The 15,939-nt window shown below is 61.0% G+C and carries 12 protein-coding genes and 1 tRNA gene; 2 read left to right on the forward strand and 11 right to left on the reverse strand.

Translation table 11 applies throughout. The features are described 5' to 3' along the window. Positions 1-24 precede the first annotated feature (24 nt). Positions 25-2,385, forward strand: a complete 2,361-nt coding sequence (locus tag CV013_RS13655; RefSeq protein ID WP_223805399.1) for a putative bifunctional diguanylate cyclase/phosphodiesterase — start codon at positions 25-27, stop codon at positions 2,383-2,385. 52 nt (positions 2,386-2,437) lie between these two features. Here the strand turns inward: CV013_RS13655 and purQ are convergent, their stop codons facing one another. The 10 genes from purQ to infA all read right to left on the reverse strand — a co-directional run bounded on the left by purQ (position 2,438) and on the right by infA (position 11,591). Then, a complete protein-coding gene (purQ, locus tag CV013_RS13660; RefSeq protein WP_102156261.1) occupies positions 2,438-3,115 on the reverse strand; it encodes a phosphoribosylformylglycinamidine synthase subunit PurQ in 678 nt (225 codons plus the stop codon). Beyond that, positions 3,115-3,354, reverse strand: coding sequence for a phosphoribosylformylglycinamidine synthase subunit PurS (gene purS / locus CV013_RS13665; RefSeq protein ID WP_102156262.1), 240 nt, complete (start codon positions 3,352-3,354; stop codon positions 3,115-3,117). Before purS ends, purQ begins: the two co-directional genes overlap by 1 nt. A gap of 216 nt (positions 3,355-3,570) precedes the next feature. After that, positions 3,571-6,537, reverse strand: coding sequence for a M16 family metallopeptidase (locus tag CV013_RS13670; RefSeq protein WP_102156263.1), 2,967 nt, complete (start codon positions 6,535-6,537; stop codon positions 3,571-3,573). Positions 6,538-6,780: 243 nt separating this feature from the next. Continuing rightward, complete coding sequence (purC, locus tag CV013_RS13675; protein WP_102156264.1) at positions 6,781-7,587, reverse strand: phosphoribosylaminoimidazolesuccinocarboxamide synthase; 807 nt, start codon at positions 7,585-7,587, stop codon at positions 6,781-6,783. A gap of 385 nt (positions 7,588-7,972) precedes the next feature. Further along, on the reverse strand, positions 7,973-9,289 hold the full coding sequence (locus tag CV013_RS13680) for a cation:proton antiporter (RefSeq protein WP_102156265.1): 1,317 nt from the start codon (positions 9,287-9,289) through the stop codon (positions 7,973-7,975). 106 nt (positions 9,290-9,395) lie between these two features. Continuing rightward, positions 9,396-9,471 (reverse strand) — tRNA-Phe (locus tag CV013_RS13685). A gap of 87 nt (positions 9,472-9,558) precedes the next feature. Then, positions 9,559-9,753: a DNA gyrase inhibitor YacG gene (locus CV013_RS13690; protein WP_102156266.1), complete on the reverse strand. Its 195-nt coding sequence runs from the start codon at positions 9,751-9,753 to the stop codon at positions 9,559-9,561. Next, the gene (locus CV013_RS13695; RefSeq protein ID WP_102156267.1) at positions 9,750-10,700 is read right to left on the reverse strand and encodes a ribonuclease; all 951 of its coding nucleotides are present in this window, start codon (positions 10,698-10,700) and stop codon (positions 9,750-9,752) included. Before CV013_RS13695 ends, CV013_RS13690 begins: the two co-directional genes overlap by 4 nt. Next, on the reverse strand, positions 10,693-11,295 hold the full coding sequence (locus tag CV013_RS13700; protein WP_102156268.1) for a Maf family protein: 603 nt from the start codon (positions 11,293-11,295) through the stop codon (positions 10,693-10,695). Before CV013_RS13700 ends, CV013_RS13695 begins: the two co-directional genes overlap by 8 nt. A gap of 50 nt (positions 11,296-11,345) precedes the next feature. Then, the gene (infA, locus tag CV013_RS13705; RefSeq protein WP_057883479.1) at positions 11,346-11,591 is read right to left on the reverse strand and encodes a translation initiation factor IF-1; all 246 of its coding nucleotides are present in this window, start codon (positions 11,589-11,591) and stop codon (positions 11,346-11,348) included. A gap of 265 nt (positions 11,592-11,856) precedes the next feature. On the opposite strand from infA, the gene CV013_RS13710 reads away from it, so the two are divergent. Continuing rightward, positions 11,857-14,862, forward strand: coding sequence for a TonB-dependent receptor (locus CV013_RS13710; protein WP_102156269.1), 3,006 nt, complete (start codon positions 11,857-11,859; stop codon positions 14,860-14,862). 63 nt (positions 14,863-14,925) lie between these two features. Here CV013_RS13710 and CV013_RS13715 read toward each other — a convergent pair whose 3' ends face one another. After that, the gene (locus tag CV013_RS13715) at positions 14,926-15,930 is read right to left on the reverse strand and encodes a division plane positioning ATPase MipZ (RefSeq protein WP_102156270.1); all 1,005 of its coding nucleotides are present in this window, start codon (positions 15,928-15,930) and stop codon (positions 14,926-14,928) included. Between the last annotated feature and the right edge of the window lie 9 nt (positions 15,931-15,939).

Consider the following 15,939-nt stretch of genomic DNA (forward strand, 5'->3'; position numbering starts at 1 on the left):
CTATTGCCCGCTTATCGCGGGTGCGTGAACAAAAACAGAGCCCCTTTCGCAGGCAATTCACCTCACTTGCCGTTCCTTGCCATTTTGGGTCTGCGTGATCCGGAGGAAGGTGACTGGTCGCGATTACGTGGGCTACAGTACTCGCAGTTCGGCAAGAGCATGTGGCTGCGGGCTCTGGTCCATTTTGTCAGCGCAACAATCGTCGTGTGGATGTATCACGATACCGCGCCGACGTGGGCTATAGCGCTATTTGTCGGTTCGCTGATGATTGCGACTGCCATTAACTTGCGGTCGGACTATCTGCTTTCCGATGGAGACCGCCGCACTGTCACACGCGGGGAAGTTCAACGGAAATCGCTGGGCGCGGTACTGGCTGGTTTGGCGTGGAGCGTTTCGCTGGTGGTTTTGTCGCCGTGGGGGACACAGGCCGATTACACCAGCGTGTTCCTGTTGATTTCGCTGCTGCTCACCGGATCGGCACTCGTGCTGGGGGCCGTGCCGCTTAACACGATCATATTCGGCGGCCTGACCGGTATCGCGGGTGTGTCTGTGTTTTTGTGGCATGGCAATTACGAACTTACTTCGATTGCACTGGCTTACCTTATGACGGTGGTGGTTGGGACGACGAGGGTGTCTCGCACATACCTGACTGCCTGTTTCGCTGAGGCCGGAATGGCTGAGAAGAGCGAGGTGGTTTCTCTCCTGCTGCGGGAATTCGAAGAGAATCAGGGTGATTGGCTGTGGCAGATCGATATCAATCGATTGGTCAGAAGCGCCAGCCCGCGTTTCGCATTCGCGCTTGGCCGATCAATCAGCGAAATCGAGGGCAAATCGTTTCTGGAACTGATTTCTGGCGACGCATGGGAAACCGGCGAATTTTCCAGCAGCCTGCACGAACTGGCAGATAAGCTGAAACGGCGGGAAAGCTTCTCCAACTTGCTGGTGCGGGTGAACATCGGGCGCGAACATCGCTGGTGGGAACTGTCAGGCACTCCCATGCTGGACGAAAACGGTGCCTATCTCGGGATTCGCGGTGTCGGCTCGGACGTGACGGAGCAGCGCGAATCCACCGAAAAGATTGCCTATCTGGCACGTTACGATACGCTGACAGGCCTCCCTAACCGCCTGATGCTGACAGAAGCGCTGGGCGACGCGTTGCGTTATTCCGAACAGTGGCGAACGCGTTGTGCGTTCATGATGATCGACCTCGATCGCTTCAAGGCGGTCAACGATTCGCTGGGCCATATGGTTGGTGACAAGCTGTTGGCGCAAGTGGCGGCCCGGCTTAGCGATCTTGTCGGTGAAACCGACCTTGTCGGGCGATTGGGCGGGGATGAATTTGCGGTCGTCATCCGCGATGCTTCGGACAAGAACGTGGTAGCGAAAGTGGCGCGCAAGGTGATCGCCCGCTTGTCGCAACCTTATCAGGTCGATCAGCACACGCTGTATGTGGGCGCCAGCGTGGGTTCCGCCATTGGCTTGCGCGATGGCAAGACCGTTGAGGAATTGATGCGTAATGCCGACCTCGCGCTTTACCGAGCGAAAGACGAGGGTGGCGGCGAGCATTGCACTTATGAGCCGTTGCTGCATGCCAATGCGGAAGAACGTCGCCAACTCGAATTCGCATTGCGGAGCGCGCTGGAGAAGCGCGAATTTGAACTGGTTTATCAGCCGGTTGTAGATGCCAATACTGAAGAGGTGGTCAACTTCGAAGCACTGGTGCGCTGGAACAGCAGCGATCACGGCAGCATCAGTCCGGGCAAATTCATCCCGCTGGCAGAAGACACGCGCCTGATCGTTCCCATTGGCGCATGGGTGTTGGAACAGGCGTGTCGGGAGGCCACCCGTTGGCCCGACCATGTCCGTGTGGCAGTGAACGTGTCGCCTGAGCAGTTGTTCGAACCGGACTTCCCGGCAACGGTGGTTCGCGCGCTGACAGCCAGCGGCCTGAAACCCCACCGCCTCGAACTCGAAGTGACGGAAAGCATTTTCATGCGCGATGCCAGTGTGGCGGGATCGGCGCTGGAGCAGGTGATGGCGCTCGGCTGTACGGTCGCGCTGGACGATTTCGGTACCGGTTATTCGTCGCTGGGGTACTTACGCAAACTCCGCTTTTCGACGATCAAGGTCGATCGCACATTCGTCCAAGGGGCGGCGCAGCAGGCAGCGGAAAGTCTCGCGATCGTGCGGGCAGTGGTGGCGATGGCCGATAGTCTGGGCATGACAACCACAGCGGAGGGCGTCGAAAGCGCTGAAGAGGCGGAACTGATCCGCCAGCTTGGCTGCACCAAGATTCAGGGATATTACTTCGGGCGACCGATGGAAGCCGATCAGGCAGTCGCACTGTTCCGGGGCAAGCGTGCGGTCGAGCGCCTGACTGCGTAATTACCCAAGGCGGTATAGGGTGCGGCCAACCGCACCCACGCGTCCGATCGCGTCAGGCAGTAACGAGACCGCGCACCGCGCTTTCAAACAAAGCCCGGCCATCGCTGCCGCCGAGTTCGGGTTCGATGGCGCGTTCCGGATGTGGCATCATGCCCAGCACGGTGCCTGTTTCATTGAGCACGCCTGCGACAGACCGCTGCGATCCGTTGACTTCATCGGCATAACGGAACGCCACCCGACCTTCGCCCTCGATCCGGTCAAGGGTTTCGTCGTCGGCAAAAAAGTTGCCATCGTGGTGAGCCACAGGAATGGCGATCGTCTGGCCCGCATCGTATCCGGCGGTGAACAGCGATTGGTTGTTCTCTACCGTCAGCGGCACGGTCCGGCAGGTAAAAGTGAGCTGGGCATTACGCATCAGCGCACCGGGCAACAGCCCGCTTTCGGTCAGTACCTGAAAGCCGTTGCACACGCCCAGTACGGGAACTCCTCTCCCCGCCGCTTCGATTACAGCACGCATCACCGGGCTGCGACTGGCAATGGCGCCGCACCGCAGATAGTCGCCATAGGAGAAGCCGCCGGGAATGGCGATAAAGTCCAGCCTGTCGGGCAAGTCGGCATCGCCGTGCCAGACACGCAGCGCCTTTTCACCGGACACTTTTTCCAATGCGACCGCCATATCGCGATCGCAGTTGGAGCCGGGGAAGGTTATCACTGCGCCGCGGAAAGCCATCACGCTGCCTCCAGCTTCTCGATCCGGTAGTTTTCGATCACCATATTGGCGAGCAGCTTGCGGCACATCTCATCGAGCGCGTCGTCGGTGGTGTCGTCTGCCACGTCCATTTCGATGAAGCGGCCCACGCGCACATCGGCAACCCCGGCAAAGCCGAGCCCTTCGAGCGCATGGTGGACGGCGCGACCCTGAGGATCGAGCACTCCGGGTTTGAGCGATACGTAAACGCGGACTTTCATCGGAGGGCCTTTCGCTGGCTTGCGTTCCGGTTGCCGCGCCTATGCCGCCACTCTGACGCAAGGGCAAGAGAGCGCGGCACATGATCGGTTGATGGATTTACAGAGGTGCATGCCAGCTTCGCGCAGCGAGCATAGCCTAATATTCCAGCTCCATTTACTCAGGCAGCCATCTCTCCAGGCCGAAACGGGGAGGCCTGGAGAGAGAGAGAGCGGCGATTATCGGCCGACCTTCGGTGCGACAGGCGCGCTGGAAGTGGCGGGTTCGGTCGGGGCGTCGGTTGTGCCCGAAGCGGCTGCCTCTGCCTTTGTCGCTGGCAGAACGAGTACCTCAACCGCCTTCGCAGGAGTGAGATACTCGCCAGCAATCTGCCGCAACTGGCGATGGGTGACCGCCTTCAGGCGCTTCGGCATTTCTTTGAAATGTTCGAGCATTTCAGGCTGAGTTTGCGCCCTGTCCGCAAGCCTCAGCCATCCGGCGTTCGATTTCAGCGCATTGGCATAGCTTTCCAGCAATGGCTGGCGTGCTCGCTTGAGCAAATCGCTCGAAATGGGTTTGCGAGCCAGGTCGCGCAGCACAGTTGCTATCGCAGTCTGAGTCGCTTCAATGTCCTTCACATCGACCGATGCGGCAAGGTTGAAGGTGCCATAATCTATCCACAGGTGCGAATTGCTGCTGCTGACGCTGGGGCTGTAGGTCTTGCCCAGTCGTTCGCGCAGTTCATCCTGCAATTCGATTTGCACGATCCGCTCAAGCAGGTCGAATTGCGCGACTTTGCTGAGATCGCTGTCCCCCACTGTGGGCCATGTGAAGCTGACGAGTGCCTGATCGCTTTCGCCGGTGTGGTAGATGATGTGGCGGGTACGCTTGTCGGTGAAGGGGCGTTCGCGCAACCACGGCGAATCGCGGAACTCGGTTTCACGCGTCGGCAGGGCGCCCAACGTGCGTGCGACCTCGGCGATGGCCACCTGCGGATCGAAATCTCCCACCAAAGCCAGCTCGATGGCACCGTGAGCCAGACGATCGCCGATACCATAGCGCAGTTTATGGAACGAGAGAGCTTCGTAAGCGCATTGCGGCTGCAAGCTGAAGCGTGGGTCGCCGTTCGACAGGATGCTCCCGATTGAATTGGCGAGTGCGCTGGCGGGTGTTGCATCCTTCTGTTCGAAGAAGTTGGCAATCGATTGCTGATAGCGAACCTCGCCTTCATTGCGGTAGCCCGGATCGGTGATTGTTGCCGTCAACAGTTCGAGTTGCTGCGACAGATCGGCGGGAATGGTGGTGCCTTCCATCACGAACGCGTCGCCGGAACTTTGCAGGTTAAAGCTGACCGTTTTGCCTGCGAGTATACTCTGAATTTCATCCAGCGAGTGCTTGCCCAGACCGCCGAGCGGCAGAGTGGACACCATTGCAGTCGCAAGCGGATCCTGGGCAGTGTCGAGTAATTCACCTCCATCCAGCGACAGGCGGAAGGCGATTCCGTCTTCCCGCAAATTGGTTGGCTTCAAATTCAGCCGCACCCCGTTTGCGAAGCGGATTTCGCGGATGCCCATGATGGGATCGACTGTATCGGACACAACGGTTCCCGGCTTGCCGAAATCGTCATAACCGAATGGGGGAAGCACCTTCTCCACCGGCCGGGCGATGGGCGCAGCCATCGCCGTATCCCACGTCCGGCGCAAGGCATCGACACCGCCGACAGGGGCGGTGCGCCCCTGGAGACGGATCAAAGGGGCGTCGAGCGGGGCGGCGTCCTCACGCAGCGCGGCCAGAACATTGTCTGGCGTGATAGAGGGGACGAATCTCTCGAACCGTTCGAGAGAGTCTTGCGGGGTAGATGGCACGAGGCCATCTTGCAGCAGGTTCTCCACCGCGTTGACGAGAGCTGCGTTGCTGCGGGTATCCTGCGATTTTGCCGCGTTGATCTGTGCTGCGCGAAGCTGGGAGATCTGTTCGGCCACTTCGGCATTGGTGAAGCCATAGGCCATAGACTGCCGCCAGACCTTCGCTGCGGCGTCCAGCCCGGTTTGCCACCCCCCGTCAACCGTATCGATGGTAAGACCGGTAGCGCTGGCCGACTGGAACAGATCGCCGGAGCCAAAGCTTGCCGCGCGGAATGGCGGATCTTCGCTCCGCACAAGCTGCGCCAGCCGCCGGTTTACGATGGCGTAGCCGATCTGCCGCAACAGATTGCGTTGCCGTTGGGCAATCGTATCGGGCTCATCTCTCCAGGGAGCCAACCGATTGACTGTCACTCGTTCCGACAGAGCAGGGTCGAGATAGATGTGAGCCTGCCCCTTGCGACTGGTGTCGATCGGGCTGGGGACTTTTGCAGACGGTGGGGCAGATGGTTGCCAGTCACCGAACATTGCGCGGATTTTCGCCTCGACTTTGGCCACGTTGATATCGCCGACCACGATCAGGACGGTATTGGCCGGGGCATAGGCGCGTTTGTAAAACCCACGCAGTCGCGCCGCGTCAGCCGCGCGAATTGTTTCGTCGATTCCGATCGGGAGGCGGTGGGTATAGCGCGCATCCGGGGTCAGAAATTGCCATGAATCTTCTGTCGCGCGCAGAGCGTATGTATTCCTGTCGCGCTTCTCGGCCAGAATAACGCCACGTTCCCGCTCCACAGCAGCAGGCGAGAGCGTCAGGTTGGATGCGGTTTCGCGCATCAGCATCAGCGCGGTATCGATCATATCGCCATCGGTGCGCGGCAGATCGAGTTTGTACGTCGTGGTTTCGAAACCGGTAGAGGCATTGGTGTCGGCGCCGAAGGCCAACCCCTTGCGTTCCAGCAGCTTGACCATTTCCCCTTCGGGAATTTTGGCCGAACCGTTGAACGCCATATGTTCGAGGTAGTGCGCCAGCCCGCGTTCATCGTCGTGTTCTTCCAGCGAACCGGAACCGATCCGCAGTCGCACCAGCGCGGTGCCAGCGGGCGTCTCATTATGCCGCAAGGCATAGCGCATACCATTCGGCAGAGTGCCGAACGTCCATGCAGGATCGACCGGAACGTCGCTACGCGAATAATTCCATTCGTAATCCGAAGCGGGGCCAAGCGGAGGCACGGCGACCGCCGTATATTGCCCCGTCGCCGGAGGCGCATCCGATTGTGCCGCAAGGGGAGCTGTCAGGGCGAGGGAGACGAGCGCAAGAGGCGCAATAACCGAATAGTACCGCATCGGCGCAGGTTTGCCCGATATAAGGGAGAAGAACAATAGTGTTCATCACGCGACAGATTATCTTATTTTGAAATAACGAAGTTTCAAATATAAGTTAATGGCGGATCGATGAATATACCATTTCTTACTGAAAGATCGCCCGATCATGCTGTGTGATTTGCGATTCGGTAATCGCCGCAACCCCTGCTGGATATTGCTGTGCAATGCGCAGCAGGGGTTGGCGATTTGGAACGATTCGACCGGCTATTTCTTCGGTTTCGTTTTGCTGCGCAGGCGACCGCGGTGGGCAGACAGGTCGAATACTTCGCCCGGTCCGCCATCGTCGTTTTGCAACAGACCGAGGCGGCGAGCGACTTCCTGATAAGCCTCTTCCTCGCCCCCCATGTCGCGGCGGAAACGATCCTTGTCCAGCTTCTCGCCCGTGGCGAGATCCCACAGGCGGCAACCGTCGGGGCTGATTTCGTCGGCCAGAATCACGCGCGCGTAATCGCCATCCCACAGGCGCCCGAATTCCAGCTTGAAATCGACCAGACGGATACCGATCGCGGCGAACATGCCGGACAGGAAATCGTTGATGCGGATTGCCATGCTCGACATATCCTGCATCTCTTCATGGCTGGCCCAGTTGAAGCAGGCGATTTCCTCTTCCGAGACGAAAGGATCGCCAAGGCCATCGTCTTTATAGCTGTATTCCAGCAGCGTGTGCGGCAGCGGTTCGCCTTCTTCGATGCCGAGCCGTTTGGACAGCGAGCCGGCAGCCACATTGCGGACGATCACTTCCAGAGGGATGATTTCGACCTGCCGCACAAGCTGTTCGCGCATGTTGAGGCGGCGGATGAAGTGGGTGGGGATACCAATGTGCGCCAGACGGGTGAAGACATATTCGCTGATGCGATTGTTGATCACGCCCTTGCCGTTGATCGTGCCCTTTTTCTGGGCATTGAAGGCAGTCGCGTCGTCCTTGAAATACTGGATCAGCGTGCCCGGTTCGGGCCCTTCGTAGAGGATCTTGGCCTTGCCTTCGTAGATCTGGCGGCGGCGGGTCGACATGGGCGGCACCTCTGGCGTTAAAATACATGGCCCCGGCGGGCGAGTCCCAAGGGGGCTCGCGCAGTGCCGGGGCATAGCGCCGCACATAGGCAAACGGCGGGGTAAAAGCAATTGGCGCGCGACCGGGTGCCTTGGGGCCGAACGGCATCAGGGCGATGGTGTGGCGGAAGCAAAGCTGGCGATAGGCCAAAGAGGTGGATTTTCGTGCTGTCGGTACTTTCCCATTCCTTCGTCACCTGCGGTTCCTCGCAATGACGAAGGAGTGGGTGAAGGTGCGTTTCAGCCGGGATCGCTTTACTATCCGTCACCCCGGCCTCCGAGCCGGGGTCCAGCTTCCTCCGCCAGTACGTGGGAAGACGAAACGACGACCTGCGCTTCTATACCACTAATAATCGCTGCCCATGCCGATCCGTTCGGGTTCCGGCTCGACCGACGGCATGTGCTGGCGTTGCAACCGCTCGATCATTTTGCCCAGCGTGGCGCGCTGGATCAGCACGGAAAATAGCACCGCGGCAAATGTCGCGGCCAGCAGCAGATGGCGCGTTTCGCCCGGCGGCAGGGACAGGACCAGCGCAATCGATATCCCTCCGCGCAGGCCACCCCACCACAACACTCGTACAGCGCCGGGTGCGTCGAGGCTGACACCCGGCACCGTCTTGACCATCGCCCCCACAGAAATGGCGCGCGCGATCAATGTCACGACGATAGCGGCCAGTCCGATCATGATATGCCCGTGGCCCGGCACAAGCGCGATCATTTCCAGCCCGATCAGCAGAAACAGAATCGAATTGAGCACTTCGTCCACCAGTTCCCAGAACTTGTGGACGTAATCGCGGGTCACGTCGCTCATCGCGCGTTCGAATCCGTAGTTACCGATCAGCAAACCAGCCACGGCCATCGCCAGCGGGCCTGACATGTGCAGCGAACTCGCCAGAGCATAGCCGCCCATCACGATTGCCAGAGTAATCAGCACCTCCAGCGTGTATTCGTCCATGCTCTTGAGCGCTTTGAACCCGACATAGCCGATCACGAAACCAATCGCGATGCCGCCGCCTGCCTCCAGCGCGAACAGGCGCATACCTTCGGACAAGCTGAAATCGGCCCCCGTCAATGCCGCGCCGAGCAGGATCGTGAACACCACGATGCCCACACCATCGTTGAACAGGCTTTCGCCCGCCACCGCCGCCTGCAACGATTGCGGCACGTTCTCTTCGCGCAGAACGCCAAGCACGGAAACCGGATCGGTGGGAGAAATCAGCGCCCCGAATACGAAATACCAGATCGGCGCAATTGGCAGAGCAAGCAGGATACCAACACCCCACATCAGCGCGCCGACGACGATAGTGGAGATAATCACCCCGAATGTGGACAGCAGCAGAACCGGCAGCCAGTCCTTACGCAATTGCTCCAGATTCACATGCAGCGCCCCCGCGAACAGGAGGAAGCTGAGCATTCCCTGCAACAGCGTTTCGGTGAAATCCATCCGCTGCAGCAATTGCGCCACCCAGTCGTCCAGCGTGATGCCGGGGATCAGCGCATCTACCACCATCGCGCCGATCGAGGTCAGCGCACCCATCACCGTTAGCCCGATGGTGTGCGGCAGGCGGAGGTAATGGTGGTTGATATACCCCAGAACGGCCGCTGCCACGACAAGGATGGCGGCGATATCGAACGCTTCGAGCGCAGGGGCTGTTTCGTGCATGGGCGCTGCAATAGCGCGGTGTCAGCTATACTGCCAGTCGGGCATACAGGCGAGCGGCCGGTGTCGAGCAATCAGCCAATTATCCGCGATGGGGAAAGGGAAGGGGTGGTGCCTAGGGACGGGATCGAACCGCCGACACTGCGATTTTCAGTCGCATGCTCTACCAACTGAGCTACCTAGGCAGGCCACCTTTGCGCCGGAGCCAGAATGCGCCGGGCGGTTGGAGTGCGGCCCTATGGCCAAGCGAGCGCCGCTTGGCAAGGGGGGAATCAGTCGTTTGTGCTATCCCGGTCAAAACTGCTTTCGCGTGCAAGCGTTTCCGGATCGGCGGGCGGGCCGGGCACGGCATAGCCATCGTTGAACCATTGCGCCAGGTCGCGGTCGCGGCAACGTTGGGAACAGAACGGCGCGAACTCCTCGGTTCGCGGTTTCTTGCAGATCGGGCAGGGGCGGGCGGTCTTCATCGGGAGACAAGCTGGGCATGGGCCGCTTCGATGGCAAGGGCCGGATCGGTTTGCACCTGCAATGGCCGCCCCGTGCGCCGTATCAGCTCTTCGCGCCATTCGGGGCGCAGCCTGACGGAAAGCGCCGGGTGTATGGTGAGCAGGGTTTCGCCCGCTCCATCGATTCGCTCTGCCCGGCGCAGTGCCATGCGGGCCGCAGCGCCCAGACGCGCGGTGGCCAAGCGGTGCAGCAGCGACGGCCCTTCCAGTCGGGCGACGATCTGAACGAAGCCGAACCCGTTTATCGCCGTGCGTTCGTGTGGCCAGTCGGTCAGCGTGGTGCCCAGCGATTCGTCCACCGCGCGGCGGCCCGGCTTGTCGGCAATCGTCGGGAAGTCGATTCCGATGGAACCGCCCAGATCGAACCAGCGCAGTGCGCGGGCCAGCGGCGCCACAGCCGCCAGCGCCAGTTCGCGCGGGGGCAGAGTGCCGTCGATATCGATCAGCGTCATCGCCGGGGTGGCGGAAAACAGCAGCGATCCGCCAGCGAAGGCGATTTCGCCGGACGATGCGGCATCCCACACGTTCTCCCATGCGCCCTGCGGCAAGCGGCGCACCGGGCGAGCACTGGCGAATATATCGCTGGCGGGGGTGGCCATATCCGCCGGGCGCGCGGCAGGCAGTTTGTAGCGTCCGCGTTCCGCAATCGCACCGCGCATAATGGTAAGGGGCAGCATTGTCCCCTCCTGCGCGTTGCGCGGCAGGCGGTCGATCAGGATCGTGCGCCCGTCGTCGGTTTCTCCCACGCCACGCACTGTACCCGATTCCTTGCGGACGAGCTTCGCATCTATCGATTGCCCGGCGTGGAGTTCGCCCGGCCAGCGGCACTTTGCCGCCAATACACTGTCGCCATCCATCAGCACCGCGCGGTCTTCACCGATGCCGTGTTCGACCAGCCATTCAGGCAATGGGGAACCCCGCCGCGCGTAGCAGAGCGCGGGTTTCGTATAGCGGCAGGCCGACGACGCCCGAATGGCTGCCTTGTATCCACGCGATCAGGCCTTCGGCCGCGCCCTGTATCGCGTATCCGCCTGCCTTCCCGTGCCATTCGCCGCTTGCAAGATAGGCGGACAGTTCATCTTCGGAGAGGCGTTTGAAGCGGACTACCGTTTCGCTCAACTTTTCGCGGATCGTGCCGTCGGGCGCCCGCAAGGCAATGGCCGACAGCACGCGGTGACGGCGGCCCGATAGCAGTTCGAGGCAATTCCGCGCGGTCGATTCGTCTTCCGCCTTGGGCAGTATCCGACGACCGGCGGCGACAACTGTGTCGCCCGCCAATACGAACGCGCCATCGCTGGCATCACCGATCATCGCGGCAGCGGCAATGGCTTTTTCCCGCGCCATCCGTCGCGCATAATCGCGAGGGATTTCCACCTTGTTTGGGGTTTCGTCGATATCGGCAGGGGCCACGCGATCGGGCACGATGCCAAGCCGCGCGATCAGCTCTCGCCGCCGTGGGCTGGCCGAAGCAAGCACGAGCTGGGGGGCAGGGGGCGTAGTCATTGGGCCTGTATCATCGGGCCTGCATTACCGGGCCGCCGGGGCCACGGTGCTTATTGCGGGCCGGGGCCACCGCGTCCCGGCATAAAGCGATACGTGATGCGCCCCTTGGTCAGATCGTAAGGCGTCAGTTCGACGAGCACTTCGTCACCCGTCAGCACGCGAATGCGGTTCTTACGCATCTTGCCAGCAGTATGGCCGAGAATTTCATGGCCGTTTTCAAGCTCTACCCGGAACATCGCGTTTGGCAGCAGTTCGACTACCTTGCCGCGCATTTCGAGGAGTTCTTCTTTTGCCATGTATCCAGTCGGTTCCTGTATTTGGGTCAGGTGCGCTACGCACCGGTCGCGCGCCCATAGACCGAAGATCGTGAAAAGGAAAGTGCCTGCCGCATCCGCCGGAATTATAGCGGTTCATTTGCGAGCAATGGCCCTGCGACAAAAAGTTACGCTTTGTGCTGTTGTTTTCGCAGTTGCGAATTTGCAGGAATCTGCGCTGGGACCGGGGGGAACCAGAAGCACCTGGAAAATGCCAAAAGCATTTGGAAATGAAAGTAACTGACTCTTGCGTATAACCTCGACCACAGTTTCGCTTATCGCTCTGGCCGTATGCGGCGCACCGACTATAGCCGCCGCCGCCGATGCCGCGCCTGTATCGCAGGGCACCCCGACGCCGACAACCGCGCCGACTGATGACGATGCAGATGATTTCGCCAACGAGATCATTGTCACCGCCACGCGTCTGCCCGGTCAGGTCGATACCGATGTGCCTCCGGTGCTCGAGCTCGATGAAGCTGACATTGCGGCTTATGGAGCCTCGTCGATCGACGATCTGATTTCGCAGCTTGCTCCGCAAACCGGATCGGGGCGCGGGCGTGGCGGCAGACCGGTGTTCCTCGTCAACGGACAGCGGATTGCCAATTTCCGCGAATTCCGTCGCTATCCGCCGGAAGCAATCCGTAAGATCGAAGTTCTGCCAGAAGAGGTGGCGCTGAAATTCGGCTATCCGGCCGATGCGCGCGTCGTGAATATCATCCTGAAAAGCGATTTTGCCAGTCGCGAGGTAGAGGCGGAATACGGAATGCCCACCCGTGGTGGCACCAGCACCGGGCAGGCCGAACTGTCCATGCTGCGGATCGCCGGACCGAACCGGTTCAATGCCAGCGCCGAATATACCACTACTACGCCGCTGACCGAAGGGGAGCGCGAGGTGGTACAGGCCGATGGCAGCGAACCCACGGTGGCCACCGATCCGAACCCGGCGGACTATCGCACTCTGGTGGCGAAGAATCAGGAACTCGAAGGCAATGTGACCTGGACACGCGGGCTGGGCAAAGATGGGCTGGGCGGCCAGTTCACCATCAACGGGCAGGTCACGCGTAATGTAAAACGCAGCCTTTCCGGGCTCGACACGGTTCTGCTGACAGACGGTGTCGGCAACACCGCCTTGCGGGCGCTCGATGCCGATCCGATTATGCGGCGAACAACCGCTGATACGTATTCGCTCGGCAGTTCGCTCGCTCTGCCCCTGGGCGCGTGGCAGTTCCAGACGACGGTGGACGCGACGCTTGGTAACACCGAAAGCCAGATTGATCGTCGTCGCGACACATCGGCGCTGGTTACAGCGGCCGCCGCAGGCACGCTGGCAATCGACGGCCAGTTGCCCACTGTGCCATCGGCAGGGATCGATACTTCGCGTTCGCAAACCTACACGATAGACACCAAAGCTACGTTGATGGGCAATCCGCTTCATCTGCCGGCGGGCGATGTCAGCGCGACATTCGCTGCCGGGTTCAAGGCCAACGGTATCGATAGCAGCGACAGCCGGATTGCCGGGCCCGATGTTTCGCTCGATCGCCAACGGGTAAATGGCAGTATTACGCTTGGCGTGCCGATTACCAGCAGGCGGGAAGGGTTCGGGGCAGCGATTGGCGATCTGTCGCTCAACCTCGCTGGGGGTGTCGATCACCTGTCGGATTTCGATACCTTGTGGAACTACACCGCGGGGATCACCTGGAGTCCGGTGGAACGGCTCAGCTTGCAGGCAACCCGCATCGTGACCGACGTGGCTCCGTCGCTGACGCAACTGGGCGCCGCGACTCTGATCGATTACAACGTGCCGGTGTACGATTTCACCAATGGGACCACTGTGCTCGCCACAGTAACCAGCGGCGGCAATCCCAACCTGACAGCGGAAACCCAGCGCGATTGGAAACTGTCGGCCAATTACGACATCGATCTGTTTGACCGTACAAGCTTCCGGGTCGAATATTTCAGCAATCATTCGACCAACACCACGAACAGTTTCCCGGTGCTGACTCCGGCGATCGAGGCGGCGTTCCCCGGCCGGGTGACACGCGCAGCCGACGGCACTTTGCTGGCGATCGATCAGCGGCCTGTTACCTTTGCTGAGGAGAATAGTTCGCGCATTCGCTACGGGATCAACCTGTTCGGGCGTTTCGGTAAAGCGAAAGAGGCAGTGGCGGGTGGTGCCAGTGGCGGCGGGCGTGGCGCGGCTGCTCCGGCTCCTGCTTCGCCACCGGCGGGCGAGGCCGGGCCTCCGCCGGGTGGGCCGCGCGCTGGCGGGCCGGGAAGTGTCGCTGCTTTCGATCCCGCGCGCTTCGCCGCGATGCGGGCGCAATTTTGCAACACGCCCGAAGGGCAAGTGCCCGATATCTCTCAGCTTCCCGAGCGGATGCAGGAACGGCTGAAAGGTGAGGACGGCACTGTCGATCCGGCCAAGGTGGCGCAGGCGCGCGAACGTATCTGTTCGGCGGATGGAGCCAAGCCACGCCCGCAGATGGATCCCGCCCGTTTCGAAAAGCTGCGGATCGCGCTCTGTCCAGAACCGGGGAAGGAGCCCGATCTGACGGTGCTGCCCGAAAGTGTGCGCGATCGGCTCAAGGGAGCTGACGGGCAAGTGGATCCTGCGCGGTTGAAAGCATTGCAGCAACGCCTGTGCTCGATGACTCCACCCGGCGGCGCACCTGCGGGCGACGCAGCGAAGCAAGGGGCATCGGGTGGCCAGTCGGGTAGAGCTCGGGGTGGTGGATCGCCTGGCTTTGGCCGGGGTGACGATGGACGCGGGCGGTGGAACCTCTCGTTCTATCATACCGTCGAACTGACCAACCGTGTGCTGATCGCACCCGGCGGGCCGGAGCTCGATATGCTCAACGGCGATGCCACCGGCAGCGGCGGCACACCGCGTCACAAGCTGGAGCTGGAGGGCGGATTATTCCGCGGCGGGATCGGCGGGCGCCTGTCCGCCAATTACCAGAGCGCAACAGACGTCAACGGCAGCGCGCTGCCGGGGTCGAGCGATCTGCGGTTCGGTTCGCTGACGACGTTCAATCTCCGCCTGTTCATGGACCTGTCTCAGCAAGACTGGCTGACCGGCGGTGGCGATCCGGGCTTCTGGAAGGGCTGGCGGATGTCGTTGCGGGCGGACAACCTGTTCGACACCCGCCAGAAAGTGACCGATTCCACCGGCACCGTACCGTTGCGCTATCAGCCCGCGCTGATCGACCCGGTCGGTCGGTTCGTGGAAATCGAGTTCCGCAAGGTGTTCTAAAAACGGGCCTCGTAATTGGGGGAGGCATGGCTGCCTGCTGGCGCGCAATGCACGGCGATGCAGCTATGCCTCTACCCGTGCCGGGCCTCGTGTCGGGCAAAGCGTTTCCAGAACCGCGCGCACATAATTGTCGCGGGTGCGGTTCAGCACAGGTGCGCGGCGTGCGGGGGCGGCTTCGGAGCGATGCAGTGTGGCGGTTTCCGGCGGTTCGGGCAGATCGAAAGTCGCCAGAACACGGTCGATTTCCTGCCTGCCCTTGCGCGCGTGTTTCCGCAGTTGCGGGATTAGCGGGATATCGGCCACAGTCAGCCCGAATTGCAGCAGGTCGCGATAGACCACCCGTTCGCTCAGCCCTTCTACGATCCGCAAGCTATAGCTTTCGGATAGCTGGAGCAGCCCTGCGCCGATCCGTTCCATCTGAGCGGAATCGACCGACCGCACACGATTGCGGGCCACCACCCAGTCCGCCGTGCTCAATCCGCGCGCAAGCTGTTCTGCGCGCAAGGCAAGGACTGTCCGTGCAAAGGCGCTCGGTTCGCGCAGTTCGTGCGTCACGGGATCGAAATGGCCCAGAGCATCGAGATCGTAGTGCGATGCGCTGATCGGAGTGACCAGTGTATCGGCCAGTGCGATCGCGCGTCGCGCCTGCGGACAGTCGCGCCCGGCCACATCGATAATCACGACATCGATTTCGCTGCCCAGCCGCGCGATTTCCTGCTGCAGCATGGCGGTGCTGTTATTATCGATGCGGATCGACTGAATCGCAGGCAGTTTTGCATTCAGGCAATGGGCGGTGGCGTGGCGCGCCTCCAGTGTGCGCGACAGGCTGCGTTGCCGTGCGTCGAGGTCCACCGCCAGTACCCGCAAACCACGCGATGCCAGCGCTACGCCCGCCTGAAAAGCCATCGTGGTTTTGCCCACGCCGCCCTTTTCATTGGCGAATGTAATCACATGGCCAGACGGTAAATGGTTACGAAAAATTTCGTCCAATACCCGTTCCGGGCATTCCCCACTTCCGTATATATCCGGAAATGCGCCGGTCCGATGCATCGTGTAATCGTACTTCATCGCGCCCCC

Origin of the sequence: Tsuneonella flava (assembly GCF_002870965.1) — a bacterium.
In the GTDB taxonomy this organism is placed as follows: domain Bacteria; phylum Pseudomonadota; class Alphaproteobacteria; order Sphingomonadales; family Sphingomonadaceae; genus Tsuneonella; species Tsuneonella flava.

Excerpts from the sequence above, each read along its gene's own strand:
- purQ (WP_102156261.1), bottom strand. The coding sequence starts at position 3,115 with ATGGCTTTCCGCGGCGCAGTGATAACCTTCCCCGGCTCCAACTGCGAT.
- CV013_RS13670 (WP_102156263.1), bottom strand. The coding sequence starts at position 6,537 with ATGCGGTACTATTCGGTTATTGCGCCTCTTGCGCTCGTCTCCCTCGCC.
- purC (WP_102156264.1), bottom strand. The coding sequence starts at position 7,587 with ATGTCGACCCGCCGCCGCCAGATCTACGAAGGCAAGGCCAAGATCCTC.
- purS (WP_102156262.1), bottom strand. The coding sequence starts at position 3,354 with ATGAAAGTCCGCGTTTACGTATCGCTCAAACCCGGAGTGCTCGATCCT.
- CV013_RS13715 (WP_102156270.1), bottom strand. The coding sequence starts at position 15,930 with ATGAAGTACGATTACACGATGCATCGGACCGGCGCATTTCCGGATATA.
- CV013_RS13680 (WP_102156265.1), bottom strand. The coding sequence starts at position 9,289 with ATGCACGAAACAGCCCCTGCGCTCGAAGCGTTCGATATCGCCGCCATC.
- infA (WP_057883479.1), bottom strand. The coding sequence starts at position 11,591 with ATGGCAAAAGAAGAACTCCTCGAAATGCGCGGCAAGGTAGTCGAACTG.
- CV013_RS13690 (WP_102156266.1), bottom strand. The coding sequence starts at position 9,753 with ATGAAGACCGCCCGCCCCTGCCCGATCTGCAAGAAACCGCGAACCGAG.
- CV013_RS13700 (WP_102156268.1), bottom strand. The coding sequence starts at position 11,295 with ATGACTACGCCCCCTGCCCCCCAGCTCGTGCTTGCTTCGGCCAGCCCA.